General features: G+C 69.0%; 20 protein-coding genes and 1 tRNA gene. 13 read left to right on the top strand and 8 right to left on the bottom strand.

What is annotated here, in order from left to right:
- Positions 1-21 precede the first annotated feature (21 nt).
- Together KDB89_RS02460 and KDB89_RS02455 are read right to left on the bottom strand one after the other, a co-directional pair.
- Entirely contained in the window at positions 22-792 is a 771-nt protein-coding gene (locus KDB89_RS02460; protein WP_219083208.1) for a hypothetical protein, read from the bottom strand.
- A gap of 43 nt (positions 793-835) precedes the next feature.
- Entirely contained in the window at positions 836-1,447 is a 612-nt protein-coding gene (locus KDB89_RS02455) for a LysE family translocator (protein WP_219083206.1), read from the bottom strand.
- 129 nt (positions 1,448-1,576) lie between these two features.
- On the opposite strand from KDB89_RS02455, the gene KDB89_RS02450 reads away from it, so the two are divergent.
- On the top strand, positions 1,577-2,026 hold the full coding sequence (locus KDB89_RS02450) for an Lrp/AsnC family transcriptional regulator (protein ID WP_219083204.1): 450 nt from the start codon (positions 1,577-1,579) through the stop codon (positions 2,024-2,026).
- Positions 2,027-2,086: 60 nt separating this feature from the next.
- Here the strand turns inward: KDB89_RS02450 and KDB89_RS14575 are convergent, their stop codons facing one another.
- On the bottom strand, positions 2,087-2,302 hold the full coding sequence (locus KDB89_RS14575) for a DUF559 domain-containing protein (protein ID WP_255556377.1): 216 nt from the start codon (positions 2,300-2,302) through the stop codon (positions 2,087-2,089).
- Between KDB89_RS14575 and KDB89_RS14570 the strand changes: the two genes are divergently transcribed.
- Positions 2,228-2,866 carry a hypothetical protein gene (locus KDB89_RS14570; protein ID WP_255556470.1) on the top strand — a complete coding sequence of 213 codons (639 nt, stop codon included), beginning with the start codon at positions 2,228-2,230 and terminating at the stop codon, positions 2,864-2,866. The genes KDB89_RS14575 and KDB89_RS14570 overlap by 75 nt on opposite strands.
- Before the next feature lie 33 nt (positions 2,867-2,899).
- Here the strand turns inward: KDB89_RS14570 and groL are convergent, their stop codons facing one another.
- Positions 2,900-4,528, bottom strand: a complete 1,629-nt coding sequence (gene groL, locus KDB89_RS02435) for a chaperonin GroEL (RefSeq protein WP_219083198.1) — start codon at positions 4,526-4,528, stop codon at positions 2,900-2,902.
- A gap of 264 nt (positions 4,529-4,792) precedes the next feature.
- Between groL and KDB89_RS02430 the strand changes: the two genes are divergently transcribed.
- Positions 4,793-5,248: a hypothetical protein gene (locus KDB89_RS02430; RefSeq protein WP_219083196.1), complete on the top strand. Its 456-nt coding sequence runs from the start codon at positions 4,793-4,795 to the stop codon at positions 5,246-5,248.
- Positions 5,249-5,414: 166 nt separating this feature from the next.
- Here KDB89_RS02430 and KDB89_RS02425 read toward each other — a convergent pair whose 3' ends face one another.
- Positions 5,415-5,699 carry a DUF3263 domain-containing protein gene (locus KDB89_RS02425; protein WP_439654863.1) on the bottom strand — a complete coding sequence of 95 codons (285 nt, stop codon included), beginning with the start codon at positions 5,697-5,699 and terminating at the stop codon, positions 5,415-5,417.
- Between the two features lie 323 nt (positions 5,700-6,022).
- On the opposite strand from KDB89_RS02425, the gene manA reads away from it, so the two are divergent.
- From manA to KDB89_RS02395, 6 genes are all read left to right on the top strand, one after another.
- A complete protein-coding gene (gene manA / locus KDB89_RS02420; RefSeq protein ID WP_219083192.1) occupies positions 6,023-7,201 on the top strand; it encodes a mannose-6-phosphate isomerase, class I in 1,179 nt (392 codons plus the stop codon).
- Positions 7,202-7,242: 41 nt separating this feature from the next.
- Positions 7,243-7,318: transfer RNA gene (locus tag KDB89_RS02415), tRNA-Thr, on the top strand.
- A 46-nt stretch (positions 7,319-7,364) separates the two neighbouring features.
- Positions 7,365-7,973, top strand: a complete 609-nt coding sequence (locus KDB89_RS02410; RefSeq protein WP_219083190.1) for a class I SAM-dependent methyltransferase — start codon at positions 7,365-7,367, stop codon at positions 7,971-7,973.
- 279 nt (positions 7,974-8,252) lie between these two features.
- Entirely contained in the window at positions 8,253-8,411 is a 159-nt protein-coding gene (locus KDB89_RS02405) for a hypothetical protein (RefSeq protein ID WP_219083188.1), read from the top strand.
- A 2-nt stretch (positions 8,412-8,413) separates the two neighbouring features.
- On the top strand, positions 8,414-9,298 hold the full coding sequence (locus KDB89_RS02400; protein WP_219083186.1) for an amidase domain-containing protein: 885 nt from the start codon (positions 8,414-8,416) through the stop codon (positions 9,296-9,298).
- Positions 9,295-9,708, top strand: a complete 414-nt coding sequence (locus KDB89_RS02395) for a hypothetical protein (protein WP_219083184.1) — start codon at positions 9,295-9,297, stop codon at positions 9,706-9,708. Before KDB89_RS02400 ends, KDB89_RS02395 begins: the two co-directional genes overlap by 4 nt.
- A 165-nt stretch (positions 9,709-9,873) precedes the next feature.
- On the opposite strand, the gene KDB89_RS02390 is transcribed toward KDB89_RS02395, so the two are convergent.
- The gene (locus KDB89_RS02390; protein ID WP_255556122.1) at positions 9,874-10,647 is read right to left on the bottom strand and encodes a DedA family protein; all 774 of its coding nucleotides are present in this window, start codon (positions 10,645-10,647) and stop codon (positions 9,874-9,876) included.
- A gap of 162 nt (positions 10,648-10,809) precedes the next feature.
- On the opposite strand from KDB89_RS02390, the gene KDB89_RS02385 reads away from it, so the two are divergent.
- The 3 genes from KDB89_RS02385 (at position 10,810) to KDB89_RS02375 (ending at position 14,616) form a co-directional block, all read left to right on the top strand.
- Positions 10,810-11,901: an ABC transporter ATP-binding protein gene (locus tag KDB89_RS02385; protein ID WP_219083180.1), complete on the top strand. Its 1,092-nt coding sequence runs from the start codon at positions 10,810-10,812 to the stop codon at positions 11,899-11,901.
- Between the two features lie 112 nt (positions 11,902-12,013).
- Positions 12,014-13,180 (top strand): trans-sulfuration enzyme family protein, encoded by a 1,167-nt coding sequence (locus KDB89_RS02380; RefSeq protein WP_219083178.1) that lies wholly within the window; start codon positions 12,014-12,016, stop codon positions 13,178-13,180.
- 53 nt (positions 13,181-13,233) lie between these two features.
- Positions 13,234-14,616: a DUF4032 domain-containing protein gene (locus KDB89_RS02375; RefSeq protein WP_219083176.1), complete on the top strand. Its 1,383-nt coding sequence runs from the start codon at positions 13,234-13,236 to the stop codon at positions 14,614-14,616.
- Positions 14,617-14,622: 6 nt separating this feature from the next.
- On the opposite strand, the gene KDB89_RS02370 is transcribed toward KDB89_RS02375, so the two are convergent.
- Complete coding sequence (locus KDB89_RS02370; RefSeq protein WP_219083174.1) at positions 14,623-15,339, bottom strand: DsbA family oxidoreductase; 717 nt, start codon at positions 15,337-15,339, stop codon at positions 14,623-14,625.
- A gap of 68 nt (positions 15,340-15,407) precedes the next feature.
- Complete coding sequence (locus KDB89_RS02365) at positions 15,408-18,320, bottom strand: hypothetical protein (protein ID WP_219083172.1); 2,913 nt, start codon at positions 18,318-18,320, stop codon at positions 15,408-15,410.
- A 164-nt stretch (positions 18,321-18,484) separates the two neighbouring features.
- Between KDB89_RS02365 and KDB89_RS02360 the strand changes: the two genes are divergently transcribed.
- Positions 18,485-20,908, top strand: coding sequence for a hypothetical protein (locus KDB89_RS02360; RefSeq protein WP_219083170.1), 2,424 nt, complete (start codon positions 18,485-18,487; stop codon positions 20,906-20,908).
- Positions 20,909-20,959: the final 51 nt, after the last annotated feature.

Genomic DNA, 20,959 nt, shown 5'->3' with positions numbered 1-20,959 from the left:
CCTATCCGGGGCGCGTGAGGGTCAGCGCCACCGTTCGTCGTCGGCCAGCTCACGCAGCGCCGCGGCGTCCTCCTCGACCGTCTGCGCGAGCGCAGCCAGCGAGTCGACCGAGCGGTGCCGGGACGGCGCCGGCTGCATCGCGTCGGGAACCTGCGTCGCCTCCTGCAGTGCAGCGCGTGCCTGCCGGTGGGCCTCGAGGGTCACGTTGAGCTTGTCGAGGGCGCCGTGCACCTGGGCGACCTCGGCGTCGGTCGTCGGGAGGTCCTGTGCAAGGTCGCGCAGGCTGGCAAGGATGGGCGCCGAGACCTGCGCGTCGGCGTCGGCGGCCGCGTTCCATGCCTTGTCGAGGTCGCGGATCACGACGCTGAGGCCGTGGGGGCAGCTCTCCATCCGCATCACGGATGGGTACACCAGTGCCGTGACCTCCTTGTCCGCGTCGAGCGTCGCCCGGATGGGGCCGCCGGGGCGGATGGGCCGGACGATGGTCTGCGCCGCGATCCAGTGCCGCAGGAACAGCCTGATCAACGCGGCGCTCCCACCCGCGATGACTGCGACCCAGAGGGACTGAGCGACGATCCCCGCCACGAACGCAGCAGCGACGACGGAGAGGGTGGGCGCGCTCAGCGCGCCGACGGCGAGCGGCGCAAGCCGTTTCGCGCACAGCTGCGCGACGACGGGTCGCCTGGCCCAGTAGGCCCGGGTCGGTTCGAATCCGGCCGCGTCCTCCACCACGGCACCCCAGGGGGTGCTGATCACCCTGAGCTGGGGCCTGTCGTCGGCGCTGGCTTCCATGACCTCAGTGTGGCAGGCGTGTTCCCGGCTGTCTCCACCGGCGTCAGTGCAGGAACTGATCCGTCAGCAGGCCCGCGCCGATCAGCAGCATCGCGCCCCCCGACAGGCGGCTGACCAGGCGCGCCGCGGCCGGGCGCGAGGACAGGACGGCGCTGGCCGAGAAGCCGACGGCGAAGTAGACGGCCGCGGTGCTGACCAGGTGGATGCCGCCGAGCAGCAGCATCTGACCACCGACGGGCCAGGCCGCGGTGGCGTGGGTGAACTGGGGCAGGATCGCGAGGAACAGCAGCAGCACCTTGGGGTTCATTCCGCTGACGCCCACTCCCTTCATCCACCATGACCAGCCCGAACCGGCACCCACGGCTCCGTGGCCGACCGAGCCGGGTCGCAGCAGGGATCCGGCGCCGAGGTACATCAGGTACGCGGCGCCGCCGAGGGTGAGGACGGCGAGGGCCGCCGGATGCGCGGCGACGACGGCTCCCACGCCGGCCGCGACCACGAGGATGCCGATCGAGTGACCCGTCAGCATGCCAAGCACCGCCGGGGTGGCCCGGTGGTGCATGCCGCCGGTGATCGCATACGCCCAGTCCGCGCCGGGCACGACGATGATGATCATCGCCACGCCCCAGAACGCCAGGATCACCCCGAGTTCCATCGCCCCTCCTCCGCCGCGCCGGACACCTGCCCGGCTCGGCCTTTCGGAGAGCAACGCTAGTGAAGAGCGACGGCGACGCGATTGCCGATTCCTGGCGATCTGCGACGCGTTGCGCAAGGATTGGCCTTCGTGGACGACATTGACCGCAATATTCTTGCTGAGCTTCAGGTGGACGGGCGCCTGACGGTCACCGAACTGGCCGATCGCGTGGGGCTCACCCCCGCCCCCTGTCACCGTCGGCTGCGGGAACTGGAGCGCATCGGCGCGATCGCCGGGTACCGCGCGGTCGTGAACCCGGAGGCGGTCGGCCTCGGCTTCGGCGCACTCGTCTTCATCACGCTGCGCGAGGCGAACAAGGAGGTCCTCGGCGCCTTCGAGAGGGCGGTCGTGGAGATCCCGAACGTGATCCAGGCTCAGCGCGTGTTCGGCGACCTCGACTACCTCGTGCACGTCGTCACGCGCGACCTCGCCCACTTCCAGAACCTCTACGACGAGGAGCTCAGCGCCCTGCCCGGCGTGCTGCGCCTCTCGTCGACGCTGGTGATGCGTCAGGTCGTCGACCGCCCCCTCCCCCTCTGACGGCTCCCGGCTCGCCGAGCTTGTCGAGGTGCCCTGAGCGCAGCGAAGGGTCTAACTGCATCACGGACATCGGCGGCAGCGACGCATCACTCCTGCCCACCCACGCGCTCCCAGGACCGACGCGACGAGTCGCGCGACCTTGCACGGGTCCCTGGACACGTCGGCCCAGCCGAACCTGAGTGTCACCCACCCGGCGGTAGCGTGGAGATTGTCGCGCGTTGCGTCGCGGAAGGCGCCCTGACCGGTGTGGCCGAGGCGGCCGTCGAGCTCGACCAGTGTCCGATGCTCGCGCTGCGCAAGGGCCCGGGGGCTCAGACTTCTGTCGCGGAGGGACGCGTGGGTCAGTTCCTCGGCGCCATCGATGTCGAGCTCTGCGGCGACGTCCAACAGCGCGTCCACCAGGTGCTAGCGCGCGGGCTCACCCCAGCCGCGCCGGGTCCCTCGTCTCAGCCGGATCCGGCCGCGCGCTCCCGCCACGTGGGGGCTCCAGACATCAATGGTCTCCGGGGCGGGAAGGACGCCGTACAGGTGGGCCGCCGCCCGGCCGCCGAGGACCGAGAGCTGCCCACCCGCCAGCAGGCCCGCCCAGGCGAGGCCATCCCACGTGGGCGATGGGGTGACCGAGTAGATGCCCTGCAGGATCCGGTGCGCGCGTTCGTCGCGGATCAGCCGACGCAGGAGTCGCTCGGTGCCGCCGCTGGCGAGCAGCTGCGACGTGGAGGAGACGCCGCACTGGAGCCGGATCAGGGACGTCAGTCCGACTGCATCGTGGTTTCCGTCGGCCGGCCGACGGAAAGGACGATCGACCTAGGGCTGGACGCGCCGGAGGGCGGCCCCTGACGGGACCGCCCTCCGGATACGGTGCTGGATGGCTCAGAAGCCGCCCATGCCGCCCATCTCGTCCATGCCGGGGGCGCCGGCGGGGGCAGCCTTCTCGGGCTTGTCCGCGACGACGGCCTCGGTGGTGAGGAACAGCGCGGCGATCGACGCGGCGTTCTGCAGAGCCGAGCGGGTGACCTTGGCCGGATCGATGATGCCGGCCTCGACCATCTTGACGTACTCGCCGGTGGCGGCGTTGAGGCCCTCGCCCGCGGGAAGGTTGCCGACCTTCTCCGCCACGACGCCGCCCTCGAGGCCGGCGTTGTGGGCGATCTGCTTCAGCGGCGCGGAGGCGGAGGCAAACACGATCTGCGCGCCGACGGCCTCGTCACCGGTCAGGCCCTCGACCGAGGCGGCCTTGGATGCCTGCAGCAGCGCGACGCCGCCACCGGGGATGATGCCCTCCTCGACCGCAGCCTTGGCGTTGCGGACGGCGTCCTCGATGCGGTGCTTGCGCTCCTTGAGCTCGACCTCGGTGGCCGCACCGACCTTGATGACGGCAACACCGCCGGCCAGCTTGGCCAGGCGCTCCTGCAGCTTCTCGCGGTCGTAGTCGGAGTCCGAGTTCTCGATCTCGCGGCGGATCTGGGTCACGCGACCCTCGATCTGAGCCGAGTCGCCGGCGCCCTCGATGATGGTGCACTCGTCCTTGGTGACGAGCACGGAGCGGGCGCGGCCGAGCAGGTCGAGGGTGACGGCGTCGAGCGACAGGCCGACCTCCTCGGAGATGACCTGGCCACCGGTGAGGATGGCGATATCGGTCAGCATGGCCTTGCGGCGGTCGCCGAAGCCGGGCGCCTTGACGGCGATCGACTTGAAGGTGCCGCGGATCTTGTTGACGATCAGGCCGGCGAGGGCCTCGCCCTCGACGTCCTCGGCGATGACCAGCAGCGGCTTGCCGGACTGCATGACCTTCTCCAGGACGGGCAGCAGGTCCTTCAGCGAGCCGACCTTGGAGTTGGCGATCAGGATGTACGGGTCATCGAGGGTGGCCTCCATGCGCTCCGTGTCAGTGACGAAGTACGGGGAGATGTAGCCCTTGTCGAAGCGCATGCCCTCGGTGAGCTCGAGCTCGAGGCCGAAGGTGTTCGACTCCTCGACGGTGATGACGCCTTCCTTGCCGACCTTGTCCATCGCCTCGGCGATGATCTCGCCGACGGTGGAGTCAGCGGCGGAGATCGACGCGGTGGCGGCGATCTGCTCCTTGGTCTCGACGTCGATCGCCATCTCGGCGATCTTGCCGACGATCGCCTCGACGGCCGTCTCGATGCCCTTCTTCAGGCCCATCGGGTTGGCACCGGCGGACACGTTGCGCAGGCCCTCGCGGACCATCGCCTGTGCCAGCACGGTGGCGGTGGTGGTGCCGTCGCCAGCGACGTCGTCAGTCTTCTTGGCGACCTCCTTGACGAGCTCGGCGCCAATGCGCTCGTAGGGATCCTCGAGCTCGATCTCCTTGGCGATGGACACGCCATCGTTGGTGATGGTGGGGGCGCCCCACTTCTTCTCAAGGACGACGTTGCGGCCCTTGGGGCCCAGCGTCACCTTGACCGCGTCGGCCAGGGTGTTCATGCCGCGCTCAAGGCCGCGGCGCGCGTCTTCGTTGAACTCAATCAGCTTTGCCATGGTGGTTCGGGAGTCCTCCCGTCGATGGGGTGCGAGCACCCCGGAATTTGCTTCAGTGTCTTGTTGTGCGAACCGGTCGGTGCCCGCGACGGACGGCAAGTTGCCTCACCTGCGGTTCGGTAGCACTCGACCTCGCCGAGTGCTAGATCCATTATTAGCACTCGACCCAAGAGAGTGCAAAGACCTGCTGCCCGTCAAGGCGCGCGGGACTGGCCGACACCGTCGGGCACTAACCTCGCTGCCAGTCGGCCGCAGGAGGTACCCATGGATTTGTCGAGATGGCTGCGCGACGCCGCGAACGTCGTGAACCTGTCGACGCCGCTGGGGCTGATCCTCGCGCTGGCCGGACGGGGCAGGCTGCGCAGGCTCGGGCACCTGACGGTGTTCGACCGCGTCCGGCTGCCCGTCACCGACGCCGGTGCCATGACCGTCGGCTCGGTCGTGCTCGTGTTCCGCGACAGCCTGGAGAAGGCGGAGGCCCGGACCCCGACGGTGCTCGCGCACGAGGAGCAGCACGCCTGGCAGTGGGCCTACTGCCTCGGGCTGCCGTTCCTGCTGTTCTACTTCGCACAGGTGGGCTGGTCACTGCTCCGCACCGGCGACCGCGCGGCCGCCAACTTCTTCGAGGTGCAGGCCGGCCTGGCCGACGGCGGCTACCGGGAACGCGCGAAGCGCCCGTTCAGGGAAGGCATCGTGGCGCTGCTGCGCCAGGGCCGTTGACCGTCCCCCCGCGACGCCACCCTTACCGGCGGACGCCACCCTTCTTCGCACATGCCACCGCCATGGCGGTGGCATGTGTCGAAACGGGTAGCGTCTGCAGTTTGCGGCTCGAGGAATCGGATCGTTGAGCTTGTCGAAACGCCCTGAGCGGAGCGAAGGGGCCGACTCAGCCCTGCAGCCGGCGGGCGGAGCGCGCCGACTGCCGCTGGACGCGCATGCGGCGCAGGCGCTTCACCAGCAGCGGCTTGTAGGCCAAGGCCTCGGGTGTGTCGATCAGCGTGTTCAGGTGCTGGTAGTACCTGGCCGCCGTCATGGAGAAGTGCTCCATGATCGCCTGCTCCTTCGGCACCGACGACGTGAACCAGCTGTCCTCGAAATCGAGGATGGCGGCGTCACGCTCGGCCAGATCGGCCGCGCCGGCGAAAGAGAGAGCCTCGGACATGGCCGCCATTCTAGGCGCAAACCACATCCATGTCATTCACCCGGGCCCCAGGCCCGCGCACAACTGTGGCCTGGCCCCCAGCACTCGGGCTATACGCGCGTGCCCCGGCTCTGGCCACTTTTCTGCACGGGAAGCCGGGGCGCTAGCGAGTCGGGCAGCGGGCAGCGGCCGCACGGCGGGCGACGAAGCAGCGGGCGGGCGGTGGCCCTGGGCTGCGACCGCGGCACTTTCGTGCCCCTCTCCACCGCTCGCCCGGGCGGAGGTGTTCGGGGCGCGCTAGTCTCATAGCGCTGAGGAGAACTGACCATCAACGACGAGGACACACACATTCCATGCGCAGACTGAACGGATTCGTGCAGCGCTTCGCCTGGGGCAGCGAGGATGCCATCCCCGGAATCCTGGGAGTGGAGCAGGACGGCCTCCCCTGGGCGGAGTACTGGCTGGGCACGCACCCGAACGGCCCGGCCACGCTCGAAGACGGAAGGCCCCTCTCCGATCTCCTGGTGGCGACCCCCGAGTGCCTCGGCGAGGCCACGCGAACCTCCTTCGGGGGCAGGCTGCCTTTCATGGTCAAGCTGCTGTCGGCCTCGTCGCCGCTCAGCCTGCAGGCACACCCCTCGAGGGAGCAGGCGGTCGTCGGCTACGCGAAGGAGTCGCTGCAGGGTCTTCATCCCAGCGACCCCCGCCGCTCATACAAGGACGACTGGCCCAAGCCGGAGGCGATCGTCGCTCTGACGCCCTTCGAGGGCCTCCTCGGGTTCCGCGACCCTCAGGAGACCGCCGGCCTGTACGAGGCCCTGGGCGTCGACGAGGAGCTGACGTCGGTCATCGGCCCGCTCCGCGACCGCCGCGACGCCCCCGCACTCCAGGAGGTCTTCCTCGACGTGCTGTCGATGGAGGACCGACGACACCTCGTCGACGTCGTCCTCGCGGCAGCCGTCAACCACCTCGACTCCCCCGGTCGGCTCGGCATGTTCGCCCGCACCGCCGTCGAGCTCGACGAGCACTTCCCCGGGGAGCCGGGGATTCTGGCCGCACTGCTGCTGAACCGCTTCTCCCTGCAGCCGGGCGAGGCCGTTGCCCTGGAGGCGGGCGTGATGCACGCCTACCTGCGCGGCACCGCCATCGAGGTGATGGCCAACTCGGACAACGTGATGCGCGGCGGGCTGACCGCCAAGCACATCGACGTCGACGGGCTGCTGCAGGTCGTGGACTTCGAGCCCCGCCGCCCGAACGTCCTCCTGGCGGAGGGCGCCGACGGCGTCTACGTCTACCCGACGTCCTTCCCCGAGTTCGAGCTGTGGCTCGTGGCCCCCGTCGACTGCCGCCCGCTGCTCGTCCCACGCGGCGATTGCGGGCGCATCGCTCTGGTCGCCTCCGGCGAGTTCACCTTGGAGGGCGACGACGGCGCGTTCCCGCTGCGCTCGGGCGAGGCCGTGTTCATCCCTGCCGACGAACAGGTGTTCGCGCAGGGCAACGGGCAGCTGTTCATCACGGCGTCCGGCGCCTGACTTCGCACCCCGCGGGCAAACTTGGCACAATGGGTGCCCGCGCCTCCTTAGCTCAGCGGCCAGAGCGCTCGCCTTGTAAGCGAGTGGTCGAGGGTTCGACTCCCTCAGGAGGCTCCATCGCGGGCGGATCGACGCCCACGGCCCGTGCGGCACAATGGCGGGCATGACTGTTGAACCCAGCAAGTGGACCCGCATCATCGAGGCGGACCCCGGGCACTCCCAGCGCTACATCCAGCGCTTCAAGATCATGGAGGCCAACGGCGCCGACCTGTACGGCGAGGCCCGCACCGTCGACGCGATGGCCTCCCGCAACTCCCGCATCCTCGACGCGGGCTGCGGCCCCGGGCGGCTGGGCACCTACCTCCACGAGCGCGGCCACCAGGTCGTCGGCATCGACGTCGACCCTGCGCTGATCGAGGCGGCGGCGGCCGACCACCCCGGCCCGACGTGGGTCGTCGGCGACCTGGCGGAGATGGACCTCCCCGCGCGCGGCATCCCGGCCGACTTCGACGTGATCGTCAGCGCCGGCAACGTCATGGGGTTCCTCGCCCCGTCGACCCGCGTCGACGTGCTGACGAACATCGCGAGGCACCTGGCCCCGACGGGCCGCGCGATCATCGGCTTCGGCGCCGGCCGCGGCTACGAGTTCGGCGAGTTCCTTGCCGACGCACAGCAGGGTGGCCTCGACCTCCAGGTGGCCCTGTCGACGTGGGACCTGCGCCCGTTCGAGCAGGACTCGGACTTCCTCGTGGCGATCTTCGGCCGCGCCTGATTCCCACTGATCCGGGTTGGCAGCTGCCCACCCGGATCGTAGGCAATCTGGTTCACTGCGTTTGTCGAATCGTCTTTACTGAAGCGAAAGGTTGGCCCCTGACTAGGAGCACTTATCTCTTTTGATGGCCCGACGAGTCCGCGCTGCGCGCGCCGCGGTACTTTCGTACCACGCTGCTTTAACCCGGGCAACTATTCCTGCTAACGTCCGACTCATCCACAGCCACCAACCGTGAGTTACACAGAGTTCGCGGCAATCAACCCACTTGAAGGGTCACCCATGAGCCACCGCAGGAGAACCCCGAGCCTCATCGCAGCGTTGGTGCTGTGTCTCGGGATGCTCGGCACCGCCCCCAGCGCGCGTGCCGATGCGAACGAAGAGTTGGGCGAAGGTCAGAAGCCGATCTTGCTGCTGACATCGAGAGAGTCGCGGACCTGATCATGGTCGAGGGCGACACCAGTGAGACCTCGAGTCGGTCACGCGGAGGCAGCGACGCGTTGGCCGACTACTTCGACACGCTCCGAACAGAGCAGCGATCGATGGAAGAGTACGGCGGGGTCACGGTCCTCGACACAACGGCCGACATCGAGGTTCTTTCCAGCGCCGCGTCCGGGTCCCAGATCCTTGGCGAGCTACATGTCACCAGGACCGTTGCTGAGCTGCCTGAAGGCGAGCTGTGGGAGGAAGTCCTTCCCGTGACCCTGGAAATCGGCTCGGACGGAGCGCTCGACGTCTTGAGCGTCGGCGTTCAAGACTCGGTGGTCAGCGAGTCTGAAACAGTCGCCAGTTCCTCAGTGCCGGCCGTCTCTGGCATTGACGTGCCTGCAACGTACGAGCCTGACTTGCACGTCGCCGTTGCGGCCAAGCTCAGCAAGACGAAGGCCATCAACTATGCCAAGAAGTGGTGGAACGGTCGCAACAAAGTCTACCCCACTCGGTACACGAACGATTGCACGAACTTTGTGTCACAGGTGATGCACCAGGGTGGCTGGACGACGGTGTCGGGCATATATACCAGCAACAAGGCCTGGTGGTACAACGGGATCCCGAACGGGAGCTACACCTGGGGAGGAGCGGAGAACTTCTACCGATTCGCCGTGCACGAGTCCAAGAGAGCCTCAGCGCTCAAGAACGTCGCCGACCTCTGGCTCGGCGACATCCTCCAATATGAGAAGAAGGGAGAGAGCAAGATCAAGCACAGGATGGTCGTTACCAACTGGATCAATAAGGTACCCTATCTCACCTACCATACGACCGACACCCTGAACAAGCCGTTCACGGCCATGAAATCCATGGATGTCACGTGGTACGCATCCCACACATGAGAATCGCGCTCCGCGCCACGGTAGCGACCTTAGTAATAGGCTTGGTCGTTGCCCTGGGCTTCATGTTCTGGCAGTTCTGGTGGGTCCCCAAGACGGAATTCTCCTGCGACGGACTGCCAAACGGCGCCTCAACGCCGAGCGCCGCCGCTCAGGAATTCTCCAGGAGCGTGATCAACTCCGACACGGATGGTATGTGTGCAGTCTTGGTGAACAAACTGACAGACACCGAACTGCAGGCTCTCGCAACGGACCTCCGCGAGCAACTGGGGGATCCCACATCTGTCGAGCAGATCACGGTTCGTGTGGGTGAGCAGGGAGGCAGCCTGTTTCCCTTGACCCTTGAAGGGCCCGGAGGCAGCGTAGAGCTCTTCGTGCACTCCTTCTTGGGGTGGTACCGAGTGGACACCTGATCCCGGGCCCGGCCTGCCGGGCCGCAGACGTTCTAGTGTGCACAGTTCTTCGAGGACGAAGAATGCTGGGCATACGCACAGGGATCCGCGTCCTCGAAGAATTGTGCACGTGGAGGGGCAGGTGGTAGGTCCGTGGACGGTGGGTCCGTGGAGGGCCGGGTGGGTTCAGGCCCGCCCGGCCTTCCTGGCCTTCTCCTTCTTCGACTGCGCCATGAAGGTGCTGACGATGATGAACACGACAAGGGCGATGGCGACGTAGCCCGCGTAGCGCGCATAGATCTCCAGCACGTCGACGACGGGCGCCCCGAAGCGCCAGCCGAGCCAGAAGTAGAAGACGAGCCAGATGGTCGATGCCACGTAGTCGTAGAACAGGAATCGCTTCAGGCTCATCCCGGCTGCGCCGGACAGCACGAAGACCACCTGCATGAGCGGCAGTGGGATCGGAATGTAGGCGATGAAGAAGCCAAGCGGCCCGAGCTTCTCGGCCCAGCGCTCGGCGCGCGCGTAGTTGCGGGCGGCGCGCTTCGAGTTGGAGGCCCAGACCTCGATCATGCCCCGACCCCAGAGCTTGCCCGCCCACCAGTAGACCCAGTCGAACTTGAGGCTGGTCAGCGACGCGACGAACAGCACGACCGGCCAGTGCCCCATCTGCCCCACCGATGCGACGGCGCCACTCAACGCCACCGATGTCCGGCCACCGGTCACCATCGCGAAGATGTCGGGGAACTGCGGGATGAACGCGCGCAACGGCAGCAGGATCAGCGAGAAGACGGCGATGACGCCGAACCACGCCAGACACGCGTAGTCAGCCTTGCCGGGCTTCTTCTTCCACGGCATGCCGTCGGACTCCCACCACTCGGGCTCTGTCGACTCGTCGGAGGTGACCCCGTCCCCGCGATCCTCGGGCTCGCCGTCGGCCGGCTTCTGCTGCTCGCTCACGCGCTGCATCGTACGTGACGCGTCGAAGATGACCACTCTTCAGTACCCCACGGTGGCATCGACGGCCGGACACGCTAGAGTCAATGTCGGATCTCCTCCATGAGGAGGACTTCCTCCACTCGGATCGTCGGGCACGTACCTGCCCGTGGAAAGGAATGTGGCATGGCCACCGTTAGCTACCGCGACGCCTCGCGCGTCTACCCCGGCTCCGACCGCCCCGCGGTCAACAAGCTGAACCTCGAGATCGAGGACGGCGAGTTCATGGTGCTGGTCGGCCCCTCCGGCTGTGGCAAGTCGACCTCGCTGCGCATGCTGGCCGGCCTCGAAGAGGTCAACTCCGGCTCCATCTTCATCGGTGACCGCGACGTCACCGACCTGCCGCCCAAGGACCGCGACATCGCGATGGTCTTCCAGAACTACGCGCTGTACCCGCACATGACCGTCGCGGACAACATGGGCTTCGCCCTCAAGATGCAGAATGTGCCGAAGGCCGAGCGCCAGCAGCGCGTCCAGGAGGCCGCGCACCTGCTCGGCCTCGAGGACTTCCTCAACCGCAAGCCGAAGGCCCTCTCCGGTGGCCAGCGTCAGCGCGTCGCCATGGGCCGCGCCATCGTGCGTCAGCCCCAGGTCTTCCTCATGGACGAGCCGCTGTCGAACCTCGACGCCAAGCTGCGTGTCTCCACCCGTACCCAGATCGCGGCTCTGCAGCAGCGCCTGGGCGTCACCACCGTCTACGTGACCCACGACCAGGTCGAGGCCATGACCATGGGTGACCGCGTCGCGGTCATGAAGGACGGCGTCCTGCAGCAGGTCGACACCCCGCTCGCCCTGTACGACGCGCCGGTCAACCTGTTCGTCGCCGGCTTCATCGGCTCCCCCGCCATGAACCTCATGTCGGGCAAGCGCGTCGAGGACGGCGTGCAGATCGGCGACTACGTCGTTCGCATCCCGCGCGAGACCCTGGCGAAGGCGGACGGCGAGGAGACCCTCACCGTCGGCATCCGTCCCGAGCAGTTCCAGATCTCCACCGAGGGCATCGGCCTGGACGTGGCGGTCGTCGAGGAGCTCGGCGCCGACTCGTACCTGTACGGTCACCTCGCTGGCCTGCACGACGACGAGGTTGTCACCGCTCAGCAGTTCGTCGCCCGCGTCGGCGCCCGCACCGCCCCGGAGAAGGGCCAGGTCGTGCGCCTGTCCGCCCCCGCCGACCAGGTGCACGTGTTCAGCAACAAGACCGAAGAGCGCATCTCCTGATCCGTCTCTGACGTCCCGCCCGAGGGGTCGCAGCTTTCGAGCTGCGGCCCCTCGTCCGCGTTCAGGCGGACACGACGGATCGACCGCGGCCAAGGTCGGCTAACGTGGCGGCATGGCTGAGCTGGGACGTTGGACACGTGGGATGCGAGCTGGCATGGGTGCCGACCCCGCCTACCGGGCGGTGGTCCCACCGATCTACCTGAGCACCAACTACGTGTTCCCGGACCCGTCGACCGCCGGTCCGTACGACTACTCGCGATCCTCCAATCCGACGCGTGACCAGCTGACCGACGCGCTCGCCACCCTCGAGGGCGGCGTCGGCGCCACCGCGGTGGGCACCGGGCTCGCCGCCGTGACGCTGATCGCCGAGGCGTTCGTGCCGGGCGGCGGTCGCGCGATCGTGCAGCACGACTCCTACGGCGGCACCTGGCGCCTGTTCAGCTACCTCGCCTCGCAGGGTCGCTTCGACGTGGAGTTCGTCGACTTCAACGACGAGACCGCCTTCGCCGAGGCCCTGGGCCGCGGTGCCGACCTTGTCTGGATCGAGACCCCGAGCAACCCGCTGCTGCGCATCACCGACCTGGCCGCCACCGCCGAGGCCGCGCACGCCGTCGGGGCGGTGGTGGCCGCCGACAACACCTTCCTGACGCCGCTGCTGCAGCGGCCTCTGGAGCACGGCGTCGACATCGTCGTCCACTCGACGACCAAGTTCATCAACGGCCACTCCGACGTGGTGGGCGGCGCGGCGATCGCCGCCGACCCGCAGGTGCACGAGCGACTGCGGATGTGGGCCAACGCGTTGGGCCTGACGGCCGGGGCCTTCGACTCCTACCTTGCGCTGCGCGGGCTGCGCACGCTCGACGCGCGCCTGCGCGTGCACGCCGAGAACACCTCGGCGCTCATGACGCTGCTGGACGGGCACCCCGCCGTGTCGAAGCTCCACTGGCCCGGCCTGAAGTCGCACCCGCAGCACCGGCTCGCGAAGCGGCAACAGTCCGGGTTCGGCTCGCTCTTCAGCCTTGAACTGGCGGGCGGCGCGCCCGCCGTCGCCGCCTTCCTCGACGGCCTGCAGATCTTCCACCTCGCCGAGTCGCTGGGCGGCGTCGAGTCCCTGATCTGCGTCCCCGCGACCATGACCCACGCCGGCATGACGCCCGAGGCGCGCGCGGAGGCCGGCATCTCCGACGGCCTCCTGCGGTTCAGCGTCGGCGTCGAATCCGCCGACGACCTGATGACGGTCGTCGACGAGGCGTTGGCGCGGGCGCTCGCCGTCAGCTGACTTCGACTCCGGCCCACTGCGCCCGACGGAGGCGGCCGAGTAGGCTGGAGGGCGTGCCCAGATTCCTCGCAGCCCGGCCTGACGCTGACCTGATCCGGCTGCCCTGGCAGGTTCCGCTGGCGGACTGGCCGACGCAGCACCTGGTCGCGCTGCCCCGCGGCATCTCCCGCCACGTCGTGCGCTTCCTCCAGGTGGGTGACCAGTTCCTCGCCGCGAAGGAGATCCTGGAGGAGGTCGCGGTGCAGGAATACCGCCTCCTCGGCGAGCTCAAGCGCCTCGGCGTCCCGTCGGTCGAGCCCGTCGGCGTGGTGCTGGGCCGGGTCGACGTGGAGGGCAACCCCCTCGATCCCATCCTGCTGACCCGACACCTCCCCTTCTCCCTGCCGTACCGGTCGCTGTTCTACCCCGGCGTGAAGCACGAGACGGTGAACCGCCTCCTCGACGCCATGGTCGTCCTCTTCGCCCGGCTGCATCTGAGCGGCTTCTACTGGGGCGACGTCTCCCTCTCGAACATCCTGTTCCGCCGCGACGCCGGCGAGTTCGCCGCGTACCTCGTCGACGCGGAGACCGGAGAGCTGCACGACCAGCTGACCGACGGGCAGCGCGCCCACGACCTGCAGAACGCCCGCACCAACCTGTTCGGTGAGTTCCTCGACCTCGAGGCGGGCGGCATCCTCGACCCGTCCCTTGACCCGACGTGGCTCGTCGAGACCATCGAGGACCGCTACGAGCAGCTGTGGGCGGAGCTCACGGGGGTCGAGGAATTCGACCAGTCCGAGCTGTACCGCCTCGAGGGCCGTGTGCGGCGGCTCAACGCGCTCGGGTTCGACGTCGCCGAGATCGATGTCGACGCGTCGCCCGACGGCGGGACGATCCGGATGCGGCCGAAGGTGGTCGACGCCGGCCACCACGCCCGCCGCCTGATGCGCCTGACCGGCCTCGACGCCGAGGAGCACCAGGCCCGCCGCCTGCTCAACGACATGGACACCTTCCGCGCGAAGGTCGTCCCGCACACTCCGGAGTCCGTTGCCGCGCACAAGTGGCTGGTCGAGGTGTTCGAGCCCGCGGTCAATCGCATCCCCTCGCACCTGCGGGGCAAGCGGGACGCGGCGCAGTTCTACCACGAGGTGCTCGACTACCGCTGGTACCAGTCGCAGCGAGAGCACCGCGAGGTGCCGACCGAGGAGGCCGCGGCGGGATACATCCACGAGATCCTCGCGACGCTGCCCGACGAGAAGATGGGCGACGTGGACCGCGTCGGCGGCGAGCTCCGGGACAAGTACGACCCCTCCAAGGGTTTCATCGACGATGACGACGACGAGAAGCCCTACGACCCGTGGGAGGACGAGGCAAACGCCCCGGACGTTCCGGTGATGCAGGGCTTCGACATCAACGCGCTGCGCGCCAAGGCCGCGGCCAAGGACAAGAAGGGCTGAGGCCGGTCAGCAGCCGTCGGGGCCGCAGGCGTCGCCCGACTCGCCGACCGTGATCAGCGAGGGGGTCTGCTCGGCGCGGGCCTGCTCCAGCACCTGCAGGAAGACCTCCGGAGGCTGCGCGCCGGAGATGCCGTACTTGCCGTCGACCACGAAGAAGGGCACTCCTCGGACACCGATCTGCGCGCCGAGCCGGATGTCGGCCTCGACGGCGTGGTCGAGTTCGTCGGACGAGGCGGCGGCCTCGGCGTCGTCGGGCGCGATGCCGACCTCCTCGGCCAGCGCGGCCAGCACCTCGACATTTCCGATGTCGAGGGCCTTCTCGAAGTGCGCGGCAAGCAGCAGCTCCTTCAGGTCCGCGGCACGCGTGCCCCCATCCTCGGCATCGATGTGTTTGGCCAGCTGCAGCAGGCGGTGCGCGCGGCGGGAGTTGGCGACGACGAGGTGGTCGAAGTCGTAGTGCAGCCCCTCGCCGAGCGCGTTCTCGGCGACCTGGCCGATCATCTGCTCGACGCTGGCCCGCGGGATGCCCTTGGACTCGACGAGGTAGTCGACCTCGGAGCGGTCGTCGTGCTCGGGCAGCGTCGGGTCGAGCTGGAAGCTGCGCCAGGTCACGGTGACCTGCTCGCGCTGTGGGAACTGCGCGAGCGCCTTCTCGAAGCGGCGCTTGCCGATGAAACACCAGGGGCAGGCGATGTCGGACCAGATCTGTACGTCGATGCTCACCGGTTCATTGAATCATGAACTATCGCCGTGGGGAGGGGTTTCCGCCGACGGCAACGCGACATCGACCATCATCGCGCCGCGCAGCCGAGCGCCGTGAGCAGTGCGGCCAACCCCCGGTAGACACCTTCCCGCGGCTCCTCGTCAAGACCACATTGCGCCTCCGCGTCCGTGATGGAGTCGTCCATCGACTGCCTGCTGACGCTGGAGAGCTGCCAGCCGAGCGGCGGTGCGATGGCGGGCTCCTTGTCGGGCGCGACGACGAACACGTGGGTCGGATTTGGCCAGCCGACCGTCTCGGACAGGGCAGCCGCCCGCTGCAGCCAGGCCGAGGTGGTGGAGAGCGAGGTGTTGGCGTTCAGCCACCCGACGGGCGGGACGGCGAGTTCGCTGATCTCCGCCGGCTGACCCGTCAGCAGCTCGTCGACCTCGTTGTGCAGATAGACGACGATGGGCACGACGTCGTCGGGCAGCGAGACCGTGTCGAGCAGGTGCGGGGCGAGGTCGATCAGGGTTCCGAGGTCGCTCCCCGCGATATAGCCGCCGTCGATCAGCTGTGCCCGCGGCGCGTCGCCGCAGGGCCCGACCACCCCCGACGGTGTCACGTACGGGAAGCGTGCCGACGCCATGGCGGCCGTGGCGACGCTGAGCCCGTCGAGGTACACGTCCCGCGGACGGTCCTCGTCCGTCGAGCTGGACAGGTAGTCCGCGATCGGGCGGCTGGCGGGCAGCGTCGGACCCGAGCCCGTGCAGGTGCTCTCCACCTCGGAGGAGACATCGAGCTGGGTCACCAGCACCCGGCACCCCGACACGGCGTCAGCCGAGTTGAGCACCAGCGGGGCGCTCAGCGCTCCCGTGGGCGGCGCGTAGAAGTCGCCGCCCAGCGCCGGGACCGACGCGACCCACGCGTCCTCCATGAGCGCGGCCCTGTCGCGCCACGGCGCCTCGGCAGTGGCGCCGACCGGGACTCCGGCGGCCGCGTACAGCGGATCGCGGACCAGCAGCCCGATGGACGCCTGACCGAGAGCGGAGGCCCCGCCCATTCGCGCGACCCCGTCCACGGCCGCGTCCGCGTCGCTCACCCGCAGCACGGACAGGCCGACGGAGCCGCCGCTGACGCCCGATGCCACCGCGACCGCGTCCAGCCCGCAGCCGGAGGCCCTCGAGATCGCCGCCATCGTCGCGGCCGTCCAGTAGGCGGCCCTGATCCCGCCGCCCTCTGCCGCCACCATGATCAGCGGGCGCAACACGGCACCGGCTCCGTCGGTGAAGCGGCACACTTCCTCGTCGGCGGCCTGAGCGCGGCCGATGCGGTCCCGCCATTCGACCGCGGCCTCCGACCAGCCGACGGTCGCCGCGCCGGTCGCCCCCGACCCACGCAGCGGGTGCACCTCGGCGCCACCCAGCGTCGCGCCCGCGAACAGCACTGCGACGAGGAGTCCGGCCACCGGCACCTCCCGGAGCCGGAAGGCGCGGGTCCAGAAGATCTCCGGCGGTTTGTACCGTGCGTTGATGACCACCAGCGAACCGCCGAGCACGACGATCGCACCCCAGGCCACCATGAATGCGCCCAGCACCCCCGCGACTTCGGCCGCCTGCCCCGGCCACACAGCCACGACCGCCAGGACGACAACGCTCACCGCCAGCGCTCCCCAGGCGAACTTCAGCAGCCGGAGACCCGCGGACTCCTCACCAGCCCTCGGGCCGAGGGCTGGGCCGGCCTGAGGATCGACGAGCGTCGTCGGGCTCACCGCCACCAGATGCGGGATGAGCCGCCACGCGGCCAGCGCCCCACCCGCCGCACACACCGACGCCACCGCGGCGAAGCCGAACCCCTGGAGCGCGACCACCGACGTGTACGACCGGATGAGCCCGACGGCGCCGACCGACAGCGGCAGCAGGGCCAGCAGGTCGCCGACCAACCACATCTCCTCGACGGGCCCGGCTGCCCGCGGCGGTGGCTGCTGGAGGCTTCGGCGGGGCCGCAGCCACCAGGACGACGCCGCCACAGCCAGCGGGATGGCAGCGAAGACCACGAACGCCACCCACCTCGGGTGGCCACCCGCCACCAGCGACGCCGCCACCGCGGCACCGACGACCGCCGGGCCGATCAGCCACAGCCACAACGGCACCCTCTCCCGGGGCGCTGCGCTTCCATCCAGCCGAGCCATCGCGTCGCTCGTCACGAGGCGCCCCAGCACGAAGAGACCCCAGGCCAGCGTCGCCAGCACCACCATTGCGACGACTGCGTGCAGCTGCCCGACCGACCAGAACTCGAGCCAGGTCCGCTGCACATCGGGCAGCTGGTCGAACACGCCGGGCGCGGGCACCAGGGACAGGACGGCCACCGGCAGCACCGCCAGGAGGGAGAACCCCTGGGCCCACAGCGCGTGCAGCCACCGCCCGACGGCTGGGCGCACGTCACGACTGCCCAGCGCGTATGCCAGGGGCAGGGCCGCCCGGGCCACGAACAGCCACTTGAGAAGGGTGAGTGCCACGGCGACGGCGCCAGGCCAGTGCTCCGGCCCGATCCGTGCGGACACGGCGATAGCGAGGTTCTCCAGACCATCGAGCACGCCCGCCGCGACCGCCACCCACGGGATTGGAGCCAGCAGCACCGCGAACGGCGGGTCCGGCACGCTCACGCGGCTGCGCGTCAGCAGCTGATGAAGCAGGAAGGCATAGGCCACCGCGGCGACGCAGTCGATCAGCGCGTAGGTCAGGATCAGGCGCCAGGCCAAGAGGTCGACGTCGGCGATCACGGCGCCGTGCAGGACGGCGAGCGGATCGTCAGCCGGCCAGTCCGGGCCCCAACAGCGGAGCGCGTTCGCGCCCGCCATGCTCGGCTGGAACTGTCCGACGGCGATGCCGCCGATGAGGCGGTCGAGCTCGCCCATCACGACGAAGCAGACCACCACGGCGGTGGTCGCCATCAGCTCCCGCAGCGGCAGCTGCGGTCCCGGTTCGGCCAGGGGTGTTGCCATGGTTCATTCTCATCCCCGACCCGCGCACTCCGAACCGATCCCTTCGCCGACAGCGAACAAGGCCCGGACGCGTGGCGCCCCCATCCGTCGCACCGTTAGGTTAGGCGAGCCTTAGCTCATGCTTGCGTTGGCTAATTCCGTTCCCACGTTGACAAGGACTCTGTATGACGCACCCTGCCCCGCGCCGACTCGCGCGCGCCGCGCTGGTCGCGGCGACCGCGACGGCCCTGGCCTTCGGCGGCTTCGTCGCCGCCCCAGCCGCCCACGCCGACGCCATCGACTCCGCAACCCCCACCACCGTCTCCGACGCAGTCCTCACCTGGGGTCTCAGCACGGAGACCGGTGGGGGCGCGTACGACGGCAGCTGCAACTTCCTTTCGGCCGGAATCGCCGGCGACACCACCTCGTCCCGCCCGTGGACCGAGGCCGATGGCTTCTACCAGTCCTCCGTCGGCAACGTCGAGATCCTGAAGGACGGTCCCGACGGCACCCAGGTGACCCCGACGTGGGCGACCAAGTGCCAGACCGGGGCCGGGACCAACGTCGTGGCGTGGCAGCCGTCGACCAAGACGGGCAACGTCGTCAAGATCAGCGAGGGTGAGGGCCTCATCAACTCCGACGGCTCCGCCACCGTCTCCTGGGACGGCGACTTCAGCGTCGTCTTCTACGGCGGCCTGACCTACTGGTCCGCCAGCGACCCGGTCCTGACCGTCGCGGCCGACGGCACCGGCCAGCTCACCGCGACCGCCACCGGATACGCAGCCTCGATGTCCGGCGGCACCTGGGGCGCCCTCCCCGCGACCGAGGTCGTCCTCGCCGACCTGACCGGCGTCGAGGTGACAGAGACCGGCTTCACCGTCACCCCCGACTACCTCGGCGTCGAGGTCGAAGTAGGCACCGGCACCGCCCAGAACCGCGCAAACGCCTACTGGGGCGCCTTCCCGCAGTCCCTGGTCGACTTCAACATGAAGACCGGCCAGTCGAGCTACTGGTACTCGTCCGGCGCCGCCCGCGACTCGGTCAAGGTCGCCACCCCGCTGACCGTGGGGTACACCGCCGAGCAGACCACACCGACCGTGACAGTCTCCAAGACGACCGGCCTGGACGCCGACGGCGAGACGATCACGGTGACCGGCAGCGGCTTCCTGCCCAACGGCACCCTCACCAACGGCACCCGCCAGCCCCTGGCCGGCAAGTTCGCCGGCTCCTACATCGTCCTCGGCAAGTTCGCCGACGTCTGGCAGCCGACCGCCGGCGCGACCTCCAGCGCTCGCACCGGCATCAGCACAAAATGGGGTGTCTTGGCTGAAGACTACGACGCGATCGGGGGCGAGAGCCGCGGCGCGGCCGTGATCAACCCCGATGGAACCTTCGAGGTGCAGCTGGACGCGAAGTCCATCGTCGGCAGTGGCAACTACGGCGTCTACACCTACGCAGGTGGCGGCGTCACCTACGCCCCGTTCGAGACCTTCACCCCCGTCTCCTTCGACGAGTCGCCCGCAGCCATCACCGGGCATCCTGTCACAGCCAACATCGACGTCTCCATCGAGGTCCCGAGCATCGATCACACCTTCTCGGTGACCGCGACCGGTGGCCCCACCCCGACCATCGCCTGGGAGAAGCGGGCCGCCGGCTCCGACGAGTGGGCACCCATCGAGGGCGCGACGTCCAACGAACTGAACCTGGCTCTGACCGCCGCCGACAACGGCTCGGCAGTCCGCGCGGTAGCGACCAACATCTTCGGCACCGCCACCTCCGATGAGGCGAGCATCACCGTCGAGACCGTCAACTCCGCCCTGGTCGTCGGGAAGCCGACGATCTCCGGCAGCGCCAAGGTCGGCTCGACTCTGACCGCCAAGCCGGGCACCTGGACGGCCGGCACGAACCTGTCGTACCAGTGGTTCTCCGGCAGCAGCGCCATCAAGGGCGCGACCAGGTCCGCCCTCGCCCTGACCTCCGCCCTCAGCGGCAAGTCCATCTCGGTCAAGGTCACCGGCACCAAGGACGGCTACGACACCGCAACTGCCTCCTCGGCCGCAGTCAAGGTCGCGGCGGGGACGCTCGCCACCAAGACACCGACGATCTCCGGCACGGCCAAGGTCGGCAGGACGCTGACCGCGATCCGCGGCACCTGGACCTCTGGGACCACCTACACGTACCAGTGGTACGCAGGAGGCTCCGCCATCAAGGGCGCCACCGGCAAGAGCTTCACGCCGACCGCCACCCAGAAGGGTAAGAAGATCACCGTCAAGGTGACCGGCAGGCTCTCCGGCTACACGACCGCGTCGAAGACCTCCAAGGCCACCTCGTCCGTCGCCGCGGGCTCGCTGACCACCAAGGTCCCCACCATCAAGGGCACCGCGAAGGTCGGGAAGAAGCTCACGGTGATCCGCGGCACCTGGACCTCGGGCACCTCGTACTCCTACCAGTGGTACGCGAACGGCTCGAAGATCAAGGGCGCCACGAGCAAGACCATCACGGTCAAGACCGCCCAGAAGGGCGCGAAGATCACGGTGAAGGTCACCGGCAGGAAGTCCGGCTACACCACCGCGACGAAGGTCTCCAAGGCCACCGCCAAGGTCGCCTGACCGACTCCCGACCGCCCCGGCCCCCTCCGCACCCGCGCAGGGGGTCGGGGC

The organism is Tessaracoccus palaemonis (assembly GCF_019316905.1).
Classification (GTDB): Bacteria; Actinomycetota; Actinomycetes; order Propionibacteriales; family Propionibacteriaceae; genus Arachnia; species Arachnia palaemonis.
This window is presented reverse-complemented; position numbering and strand designations above follow the sequence as displayed.

Excerpts from the sequence above, each read along its gene's own strand:
- groL (WP_219083198.1), bottom strand. The coding sequence starts at position 4,528 with ATGGCAAAGCTGATTGAGTTCAACGAAGACGCGCGCCGCGGCCTTGAG.
- KDB89_RS02430 (WP_219083196.1), top strand. The coding sequence starts at position 4,793 with ATGGATTTGTCGAGATGGCTGCGCGACGCCGCGAACGTCGTGAACCTG.
- KDB89_RS02405 (WP_219083188.1), top strand. The coding sequence starts at position 8,253 with ATGAGCCACCGCAGGAGAACCCCGAGCCTCATCGCAGCGTTGGTGCTG.
- KDB89_RS02400 (WP_219083186.1), top strand. The coding sequence starts at position 8,414 with ATGGTCGAGGGCGACACCAGTGAGACCTCGAGTCGGTCACGCGGAGGC.
- KDB89_RS02460 (WP_219083208.1), bottom strand. The coding sequence starts at position 792 with ATGGAAGCCAGCGCCGACGACAGGCCCCAGCTCAGGGTGATCAGCACC.
- KDB89_RS02395 (WP_219083184.1), top strand. The coding sequence starts at position 9,295 with ATGAGAATCGCGCTCCGCGCCACGGTAGCGACCTTAGTAATAGGCTTG.
- manA (WP_219083192.1), top strand. The coding sequence starts at position 6,023 with ATGCGCAGACTGAACGGATTCGTGCAGCGCTTCGCCTGGGGCAGCGAG.
- KDB89_RS02410 (WP_219083190.1), top strand. The coding sequence starts at position 7,365 with ATGACTGTTGAACCCAGCAAGTGGACCCGCATCATCGAGGCGGACCCC.
- KDB89_RS02455 (WP_219083206.1), bottom strand. The coding sequence starts at position 1,447 with ATGGAACTCGGGGTGATCCTGGCGTTCTGGGGCGTGGCGATGATCATC.
- KDB89_RS02365 (WP_219083172.1), bottom strand. The coding sequence starts at position 18,320 with ATGGCAACACCCCTGGCCGAACCGGGACCGCAGCTGCCGCTGCGGGAG.
- KDB89_RS02425 (WP_439654863.1), bottom strand. The coding sequence starts at position 5,699 with ATGGCGGCCATGTCCGAGGCTCTCTCTTTCGCCGGCGCGGCCGATCTG.
- KDB89_RS02380 (WP_219083178.1), top strand. The coding sequence starts at position 12,014 with ATGGCTGAGCTGGGACGTTGGACACGTGGGATGCGAGCTGGCATGGGT.
- KDB89_RS02385 (WP_219083180.1), top strand. The coding sequence starts at position 10,810 with ATGGCCACCGTTAGCTACCGCGACGCCTCGCGCGTCTACCCCGGCTCC.
- KDB89_RS02360 (WP_219083170.1), top strand. The coding sequence starts at position 18,485 with ATGACGCACCCTGCCCCGCGCCGACTCGCGCGCGCCGCGCTGGTCGCG.